This is a genomic window from Methanobrevibacter sp. (assembly GCF_045541095.1).
Taxonomy (GTDB): domain Archaea; phylum Methanobacteriota; class Methanobacteria; order Methanobacteriales; family Methanobacteriaceae; genus Methanocatella.
In genome coordinates this window covers 1-1,650 of sequence record NZ_JAZQIJ010000200.1, presented here as the reverse complement: position 1 = coordinate 1,650, position 1,650 = coordinate 1, and the positions used below count along the sequence as shown (strand labels likewise).

General features: G+C 36.0%; 1 protein-coding gene. It reads left to right on the top strand.

Annotated elements, in window-relative coordinates; translation table 11 throughout:
- Positions 1–147: 147 nt before the first annotated feature.
- A complete protein-coding gene (locus tag ACKI2P_RS08420) occupies positions 148–1,374 on the top strand; it encodes an ISAzo13 family transposase (RefSeq protein ID WP_407376792.1) in 1,227 nt (408 codons plus the stop codon).
- Positions 1,375–1,650: the final 276 nt, after the last annotated feature.

Here is a 1,650-nt window from a genome sequence, read left to right as displayed (position 1 = left end):
GGCTGATAATCGGCTCATGACAGTCTGAAATATAATACTGCGGAAGTTCACCCCGATTCGGCACTTTAGGAATTTTAAATAAATAACTTGCAAATTTTCTCAAATAGTGATATAATACAGATATACCATAAAAAGTGAGGGAAAAATATGTTTGTTAATATATCAGAAAATGAGCTGAAAAACCAAATTGAATATATGAAGCCAATTCTTAATGAAAGACAGTATAGATTGTTTCTTGGAACAGTGGCAATATCAATTGGTCGTGGTGGGCAGTCACTTGTAGCAAGATTATCTGGAGCCTCTGTCAATACGGTACATAGAGGAATTGAAGAAGTCAAATCTCATAAAGAAAAAGAAAATCCTGACAGGGTAAGAAAACCAGGTGGCGGAAGAAAGTCCTCATCAGAAAAATATCCGAATATTCAAAAAGCAATAGAAGAAATCATAGATGGTAAAATATGCGGTGATCCTGAAAAAATAATTCATTGGACTACAATGGGATTAATGGATATAGCGGAAAAATTAAAAGCTGATTATGGAATTGAAGTGTGTCATACTGTAGTTTCCAAGGAATTGACTAAGATGGGCTACAGCAAGCAGCTGAATCAGAAAATGCTGCAGGTTGGTACACCACATCCGGATCGTAATGCGCAGTTTGAATATATCAATGCAACCGCACAGCAATATATTTCGCAGGGAGTACCAGTCATCTCTATTGATTGTAAGAAGAAAGAGAATATCGGCAATTTCAAAAATGGCGGAGCGGAATATCGCCGCAAAGGTGATGCAAGAAAAGTATTGGAGCACGATTTCCCAATCAAGGAATTAGGAGCAGTTGCACCATATGGTATTTATGATGTGGACAAAAATACGGGATTTGTCAATCTTGGAATTAGTCATGATACAGCTGAATTTGCCGTGAACAGCATTTACCAATGGTGGCTTCATATTGGAAAAGAAACCTATCCAGATGCAAAGCGCATTTATATTAACTGCGATGGAGGAGGCAGCAATGGTTCACGCCTTCATTTATGGAAAGTTCAGCTTGCAAAATTTGCTGAAGAAACAGGGTTAGAGGTGCTTGTATCTCATTTTCCTCCAGGAACTTCAAAATGGAATAAGATTGAACACAGGCTATTTTGTTATGTATCCAAAAAATGGGCTGGACAGCCTTTGATTGATATTGAAACTGTGATTGATCTGATTGGTTCTACCACAACATCAAAGGGCTTAAAAGTAAAATGCATTTTGGATGAAAATGAGTACCAAACTGGAATCAAAGTTTCTGAGAGGGATTATGCTCGAATTGATATTGAACGTATTGAGCCGCTTACTGATTGGAATTATATTATTCGTGGTTTTAAGCATTCATAAAATATCAAGTTATTTATTTAAGACTCCTAATGCCTTTACAGTATCAAAGATTTTTGGAAAATATCAAGAGAGATTTTGGAACAGATAATCTTATGTTATGTTTTAAAGATGTGTGGGACAATAAATTTCAGGTTTTCAGAAGAGATTTATCTGATAGTTGCGAATCATGCAGGTCATGCTCTCATGTAGAGTATTGTCATGGTGGTTCGTTCCATAGCTGGGATTTTGATAACAATCGACAATTGGTATGTTTTAAAGATATTTTGTTTTAAATAT

Bases quoted from the DNA above. Each gene is read 5' to 3' on its own strand.
- ACKI2P_RS08420 (WP_407376792.1), top strand. From the start codon at position 148: ATGTTTGTTAATATATCAGAAAATGAGCTGAAAAACCAAATTGAATAT.